Annotated in this window: 4 protein-coding genes and 1 pseudogene; 1 reads left to right on the plus strand and 4 read right to left on the minus strand. The window is 76.6% G+C overall.

Features of this window, described 5'->3' with window-relative positions; all coding sequences use genetic code 11:
- From PV341_RS42520 to PV341_RS42535, 4 genes and pseudogenes are all read right to left on the minus strand, one after another.
- Nucleotides 1-260, minus strand: a pseudogene (locus PV341_RS42520) (hypothetical protein); the annotation flags it as partial.
- Between the two features lie 256 nt (nt 261-516).
- The gene (locus PV341_RS42525; RefSeq protein WP_500360661.1) at nt 517-1728 is read right to left on the minus strand and encodes a DNA polymerase III subunit delta'; all 1212 of its coding nucleotides are present in this window, start codon (nt 1726-1728) and stop codon (nt 517-519) included.
- A gap of 138 nt (nt 1729-1866) precedes the next feature.
- A complete protein-coding gene (locus tag PV341_RS42530; RefSeq protein ID WP_500322657.1) occupies nt 1867-2529 on the minus strand; it encodes a hypothetical protein in 663 nt (220 codons plus the stop codon).
- Nucleotides 2530-2674: 145 nt separating this feature from the next.
- Nucleotides 2675-4711, minus strand: coding sequence for an asparagine synthase-related protein (locus tag PV341_RS42535; protein WP_500360663.1), 2037 nt, complete (start codon nt 4709-4711; stop codon nt 2675-2677).
- A gap of 772 nt (nt 4712-5483) precedes the next feature.
- Between PV341_RS42535 and PV341_RS42540 the strand changes: the two genes are divergently transcribed.
- Nucleotides 5484-6896, plus strand: a complete 1413-nt coding sequence (locus PV341_RS42540) for an NsdA family TPR-like regulatory protein (RefSeq protein ID WP_018558441.1) — start codon at nt 5484-5486, stop codon at nt 6894-6896.
- The last annotated feature ends 97 nt before the right edge of the window (nt 6897-6993 follow it).

Raw genomic sequence — 6993 nt, forward strand, 5'->3', positions numbered from 1 at the left:
GTGACCGGGCGGGGCGGCGGGAGCGACGGATCCGCCGGGCCGGACGGCGACCAGACGGCCAGCGTGACCGCCCCCGCGGCGGCCAGCACGGACCCTGCGCCGCGCAGCACCGTGCCGGTGCGCTCGACGGGCAGTTCGTACGCGCGGCCCGCGCGCTGCTCCCACCAGTGCCGCAGCGCCGAGCGGGCGAGCGCCACCGCCACGGCCCCGGCCGCGGTCAGCAGCGCGTACAGAACGACGACCTCGGCCACCTCGGGCACGTGCGGCACCACCTCGGCAGGTCCCCCACGGCGCTTCGGGCACGGGCGCGGCACCCGCGCCGGAGGCAGGGGGGAGCGCACCCCGTGCGCTGGGATCACCCCCGCGGGGACAGCGGCCGGGGGCACCGCACAGCAGCCTGCGGCAAGGCCGGGCGCACCGGGGAGCGGCGACGCGCGAGCGCCGCAAACGATCACCCGTCCGCCGGATGATCAAGGCGCGGGGGCGGTCCGCGCGGCCCGTCCCGCGCGCCGGCGGTCAGCCCGCGCGCAGGGCCAGCGTCATCGCCTCGACGGCCAGCAACGGCGCGACGTTCCTGTCCAGGGCCCCACGGCAGGCGAGCACGGCCTCGATGCGGCGCAGCGTGTTCTCCGGCCGCGAAGCCGCCGCGATCCGCTCGACGGCGTCCCGCGCCTCGACGTTCGCGATGGCGACGGACGTGCCGACCTGCACCGCCAGCACGTCCCGGTAGAAGCCCGCCAGGTCGGTGAGGGCCAGGTCGAGGGTGTCGCGCTGGGTACGGGTGGACCGGCGCTTCTGCCGGTCGGCGAGCTCCTTCATCACGCCCGCCGTGCCGCGCGGCATCCGGCTGCCCGCCCCCGCGGCCGCGCCGAGCGCCGTGCGCAGCTCCTCGGTCTCCTTGGCGTCCATCTCCTCGGAGACCTGCTTGGCGTCCTCGGTCGCCGCGTCCACCAGCTCCTGCGCGGCCTTGAGGCAGCCCCCCACGTCGTCCACGCGCAGCGGCAGCCTCAGCACGGCCGCGCGGCGGGTGCGCGCCCCCTCGTCGGTGGCGAGCCGGCGGGCGCGGTCGATGTGCCCCTGCGTGGCACGGGCGGCGGCCTCGGCGATCACGGGGTCGATGCCGTCGCGCCGGACCAGCACATCGGCGACGGCGTCCACGGGCGGGGTGCGCAGCACCAGGTGCCGGCAGCGCGAGCGGATCGTCGGCAGCACGTCCTCGATGGAGGGCGCGCACAGCAGCCACACCGTCCGGGGCGCGGGCTCCTCCACCGCCTTGAGCAGCACGTTGCCGGCGCCCTCGGTGAGGCGGTCGGCGTCCTCCAGCACGATCACCTGCCAGCGGCCGGAGGCGGGCGACAGCGTGGAGCGGCGGACGAGGTCGCGGGTGTCCTTGACGCCGATGGAGAGCAGGTCGGTGCGGACCACCTCGACGTCGGCGTGCGTACCGACCAGGGTCGTGTGGCAGCCGTCGCAGAAGCCGCAGCCCGGCGCCCCGCCCAGCGCCCGGTCCGGGCTCACGCACTGCAGCGCGGCGGCGAAGGCGCGGGCGGCCGTGTCACGGCCCGCGCCGGGCGGGCCGGTGAACAGCCAGGCGTGCGTCATCTTCGACGCCGTCGGCAGCGCGCTGCGCGCGGCAGCCGCCGTCACGAAGGCGTCGGCGTCCCGTGCGGCGGCGGCCAACTGCTCCGTCACCCGGTCCTGGCCGACCAGGTCGTCCCATACCGCCATCTGCCCGCCCGTCCTGTGGTGCCGCTGCCCTTGCGTTGTCCGGCCCCACCATTGTCGGGTACGCCACGGACACCCTGCGGGGCGGGCGGGGGGTGCGTGCCCCTTGCGGCCCGTTGTTGTGTGCGGGTCGCCGACAGGTCAGCCGGAGGCGCGCCGGTGGCGGCGGGGCGCGGCAGGGGCCCGGACGGGCTTGCGGCGGAGCATCACAAGTGCCGCCACCGAGGCGATGCCCAGGGCAACCAGTACGGAGGCCACGCCCGCGGTGACGTCGGAGGGGCCGGTGGAGGTCGACGCGGAGGTGAGCCCCGCGGCGGGCAGGCCCGTGCCCGGGCCGGTGGACGCCGCCGCCGTCACCCCGGGCACGGCACCCGCGGGGACGGAGGGGGCGGTCGCGGCGGTGCCCGGCGACGGGGTCGCCGTCCCGGCCGGGCAAGCCACCGTGAAGCGCTGCGGGTCCGCGTCGGAACCGGCCCACCGGAACCGGTAGTCGCCGTCGGCGAGGACGACGCGGCCGGTGCTCCCGGTGCCCCGGGCGCCGGTGACCAGGGTGCCGACGACCGCGTCCTCGCCCCGGGCGTACGAGACCGTCCAGTTGACCGGCTGGTCGGGGCCGAAGCCCTCGGCCTTGAAGTAGAAGGTGCACACCGTGGCGCCGTCTTCGCGCGTCCTGCCCAGTGCCTCGTCGTAGAGGCGGACCCCGGACCGGTCTGCGGGCGCGCCGGAGGCGTGTGCGGCCAGGCCCAGGAGGGCCGCGGCGGCGGCAGCGGCGGCGAGGGCCGCCGCCGTGGTACGGATGCGCATGTTCCGAGTGTCCCGGAGACTCGCGCGGAGGGCTGCGCCGGGGTCCTTTTCCGGCCAGTGACATATGTGGAGCAACGGCGTCCATATCCCCCCGGGCGGCGCATCCGTGGGGCGCACGTCCCGTCAGATGACCGCCGGCGCCGGCCTACAGCGACAGCCGCTGCACCCCGCTGGCGACCGCGCGCTGTTCCGGCACCTCCGTGCCCGTCCAGCAGGAGCCGCGCCGGGCCAGCAGCCGGCGCAGCCACACCTCCGTGGCGACCAGGTCGGTGAGGCCGTCGACGGGCACCGGTTCGCCGTCCGCCGCGGCACGCAGGGCGGCCCGTACGACGCGGGCCTCGACGAGCCCGGCGTCCGCGAGCAGCGGGGCCTCGAAGAGGTCGAGCAGGTCGTCGACGGCGGCCCGCAGGCCTGCGCGGACGGCGACGGCCGTGGAGACGTGGGAGTTGGCGCCCCAGCCGGGCGGCAGTTCGCGGATGCCCGCGCCCGCCAGGACGGAGCGCAGGATCGTGGTGCGGGCGCCCGGCTGGACGCGCAGCGTCTCGGGCAGCGCCCGGCAGGCCCGCACCACCTGGTTGTCCAGGAAGGGCGCGTGGAGCCGCTGGCTGCGCACCTCGGCGGCCTGCTCGAAGACCCGGTGGTCGGCGGCGTGCCGGGCGAGCGCGGCGCGCGCCCGGCGCTCTCCGGGGCGCTCCACCGTCGTGCCCGGCCGGGAAGCCGCCTCCTGCAGGCGAACCGATACTTCGGCGAGCGCCTCGCCGGTCAGCCAGCGCGCCGCGGGGCCCGGCCGGCACCAGGCGAGGGCCGCGAGCGACGCGGCCAGGGCGTCCCCGTGCTCCTCGAAGCGCCGGGCCAGCAGGCGTGCCGCGGCGTCCTCCACGCCCTGCCGGTAACTGGTGCGGGCCAGCCGCCGCGCCGCCCGGTACACCGTGAACGGCACGAACACCGAGCGCCCCGAGGGCCCGTCCGCCCGCGCCAGGGCCGTGACGGGACGCAGCAGGCCGCGCCGCCGACGGTCCATCAGCAGGTCCGCCAGGCGGGCCGGATGGGCGTCCAGCACCTGCCGGGCGCCGTGCCCCACGAAGTGGTCGGCGCCGCCGGCCGCCAGGCGCCGCCGGTGCCGTTCCGCGGTGACCAGCGAGGGGCCCGGCTCGTCGGTGAGCGGCCCGCTGTCCAGGAGGTCGGCGTACGGCAGGGATTCCGGCCCGCCCGGTACGACGACGTGGTGCAGCCGCGGGTCGGCGGCCATGCTGCGGGCGCGCTCCAGCTCGGCCTCGCGCCCGTGGACCCCGCCCGTGGCCAGGTCGTTGAAGGTCACCGCCAGCAGGCGCTGCCCCGCGGCGGCGCCGTGCCCGAGCGGTGTGCCCGGCATCCCCGGCAGGCCCGCGGCGAGCAGGGCGAGCGTGGAGGAGGCGCTGCCCCCGGACAGGTCGGCGCCGATGCCCGGCGCGGGGGCCTCGCCGGCGTCCGGTACGAAGCGGGGCTGTGCGAGCCGCGTCCGGACGGCGTCGACCAGGGCGTCCCGTATGCCGGCGAGCGCCCGGTCCGGGTCGGCGGAGGCCGCGGGGGTGCCGGCGACGGCGAGCGAGGCGGTGGGCTCGTAGCCGCTGACCTCGGGCACCCCGTCGCGCATGATGAGCGCGTGCCCGGGCGGCACCCGGCGCACCCCGGCGTACGGGGTGCCCTCGCCGAGCGCCTCGGGCGAGTCCGGGCAGGCCAGCAGCGCCGCCAGGTAGGTCACGTCCAGGGCGGCCTCGGTGAGGTCGGCCAGCGGCAGCGCGGCCGTGCCGTACGCCGTGCCCCGCGCCCACTGGGTGTGGAACACCGGCCGGGCGCCCGCGAGGTCGCCCAGCACCGTGACGCGGCGGCCGATCTGCAGGACGCAGGTGTAGCTGCCGGCCCAGGCCGTCAGATGGCGCAGCGCCCCGCCGCGCGCCGCGAACAGCCCCACCCGCAGGTCGGCGTCGGAGGCGGCGCAGCGGCCCAGCACGGCCAGCCGCGCCACGGAACCGTTCTCGGCGTGGACGATCCGCACCTCGTCGGGGCGCCAGTCACCCACCATCCACAGCGGATCGGGGTCGCCCCACAGGAGTTGTGCGCCTACGGGCTGCAGGGTGCGGCCGGCGCGCGTGCCGGGAACCTGTCCCACGGCAGCGCTGCTCCACCCCACCAACCACCGCATCGCCGCCTCCACAGGTCGTGGATTACGTGGGCCACCGTGGCCAACCGGCCCCGCGGCAAGCCGAACTGCCGCCCCGTCCGAGGAACATGCTGCCACGGAGCGGCGCACAAAGAGGCGCATGAGGACATGGTTGAGCGCCGGACCGCGCGTCACGCGCGGTCCGGCGCGGGCCGGTTCGGCCCAACTCCCCCTTGATCATGGTCACTTGGAACGGGCCACCGGATTTCAAACGTCATCTTCCGGTCAATGTCCGGGCAGCCCGCATTCGTCCGTTCTGCGACGCGTGGGGGTCGCGGTCCGGGAGGCGTGGCGCACCTCCCGGACCGGTCCGCCACCCGCGGGGATTGTGGTGGCGGAGCCCCCTGACCCGCCACAACCCCCCATAGCCGCACATGAGAGCCGCGGGCCAACCCACCCCACCATGGAACCCCTACCGCCCGAACCGGCACAGAGCGCGCGGATGGGCGCACAGCCGCATACGCCGGTAGCACGCGCCACCAGCAGGAGTCGCCAGGCCGCATTCAGGGCAGGAATCTCGCCATCCGGGACAACAGCTCTTAACGGGCGGGATACGGCGAACTACGCTGGGTTCACCCGAGAAGCGATGGTCCCGGCAGCTCGGGGTCCGGCGCATGCCCGGTGGCGGGCTGCGGCGGACCCGGCACGCCTCCACAAGGGGCGCCGGGCCAGCCGTTGTTGTGCGTCGAGAGGGTGTGACAGGCGTGGCAGGCGTACGCGGCCCTCGCGCTTACGGCGAGAGGTGGTAGTGGTCATGACCAAAGAACCCCGAGGGCCCAACGAGAAACTCGGCACCCTTCTCGCCCTGGCCGGCATCAGCAACGCGGGACTCGCCCGCAGGGTCAACGACCTCGGCGCCCAGCGCGGTCTGACCCTGCGGTACGACAAGACCTCCGTCGCCCGCTGGGTCACCAAGGGCATGGTGCCGCAGGGCGCCGCCCCGCACCTCATCGCGGCGGCCATCGGCAGCAAGCTCGGCCGTCCCGTGCCGCTGCACGAGATCGGCCTCGCCGACGCCGACCCCGCGCCCGAGGTGGGCCTCGCCTTCCCCCGCGACGTCGGGGAGGCCGTCAAGTCCGCCACCGACCTGTGGAAGCTCGACCCCGGCCGGCGCGGCCCGGGCGGCGGCGGCATCTGGCAGAGCCTCGCCGGCTCCTTCGCGGTCAGCGCGTACGTCACGCCGGCCTCCCGCTGGCTGATAACCCCGGCCGACGCCCGCGTCGCCCGCGAGGACCCCGCCCCGGGCACGCACCACGTCGGCCACTCCGACGTCGCCAAGCTCCGCGAGGCCGCGGAGGACGCCCGGCGCTGGGACTCCAAGTACGGCGGCGGCGACTGGCGTTCCGGCATGGTCCCCGAGTGCCTGCGGGTCGAGGCGGCCCCGCTGCTGCTCGGCTCGTACAGCGACGAGGTCGGCCGCTCCCTCTTCGGCGCCACCGCCGAACTCACCCGGCTCGCCGGGTGGATGGCCTTCGACACCGGTCAGCAGGAGGCCGCCCAGCGCTACTACATCCAGGCCCTGCGGCTCGCGCGCGCCGCCGCCGACGTCCCCCTCGGGGGCTACGTGCTGGCGTCGATGTCGCTCCAGGCCACGTACCGCGGCTTCGCCGACGAGGGCGTGGACCTGGCCCAGGCCGCCCTCGAACGCAACCGCGGCCTCGCCACGGCGCGCACGATGTCCTTCTTCCACCTCGTCGAGGCCCGCGCCCACGCCAAGGCCGGCGAGAGCGCCGCGTGCGCCACGGCCCTGGCCGCCGCCGAGTCCTGGCTCGACCGCGCCCGCGACGGGGACGCCGACCCGCCCTGGCTCGGCTTCTACTCCTACGACCGCCTCGCCGCGGACGCCGCCGAGTGCTACCGCGACCTGCGCGTGCCCGGGCAGGTGCGCCGCTTCACGGAGACGGCCCTCGCCCGGCCCACGGAGGAGTTCGTGCGCTCGCACGGGCTGCGGCTCGTCGTCTCGGCGGTCGCGGAGCTGGAGTCCGGCAACCTGGACGCGGCCTGCGCGGCCGGGGTCAAGGCGGTGGAGGTGGCCGGGCGGATCTCGTCGGCCCGGACCACGGAGTACGTGCGGGACCTCCTGCACCGGCTGGAGCCGTACGGGAACGAGCCCCGCGTCGCGGAGCTGCGCGAGCGGGCCCGCCCCCTGCTGGCGGCCCCCGCGTAGCCCTCCGGGGTGCGGGGGGTGCCCGCTTGCGGCCGGTTGTTGTGTGCGGGTTGTTTGCGCCTGCGGCGGGCATCCCCCGCACCCCGGAGGGCTACGC

It is taken from the genome of Streptomyces sp. PA03-1a, assembly GCF_033792805.1.
Classification (GTDB): domain Bacteria; phylum Actinomycetota; class Actinomycetes; order Streptomycetales; family Streptomycetaceae; genus Actinacidiphila.

What these genes read in the sequence shown, in the direction of transcription:
- PV341_RS42525 (WP_500360661.1), bottom strand. Translation starts at nt 1,728, where the DNA reads ATGGCGGTATGGGACGACCTGGTCGGCCAGGACCGGGTGACGGAGCAG.
- PV341_RS42530 (WP_500322657.1), bottom strand. Translation starts at nt 2,529, where the DNA reads ATGCGCATCCGTACCACGGCGGCGGCCCTCGCCGCCGCTGCCGCCGCC.
- PV341_RS42535 (WP_500360663.1), bottom strand. Translation starts at nt 4,711, where the DNA reads ATGCGGTGGTTGGTGGGGTGGAGCAGCGCTGCCGTGGGACAGGTTCCC.
- PV341_RS42540 (WP_018558441.1), top strand. Translation starts at nt 5,484, where the DNA reads ATGACCAAAGAACCCCGAGGGCCCAACGAGAAACTCGGCACCCTTCTC.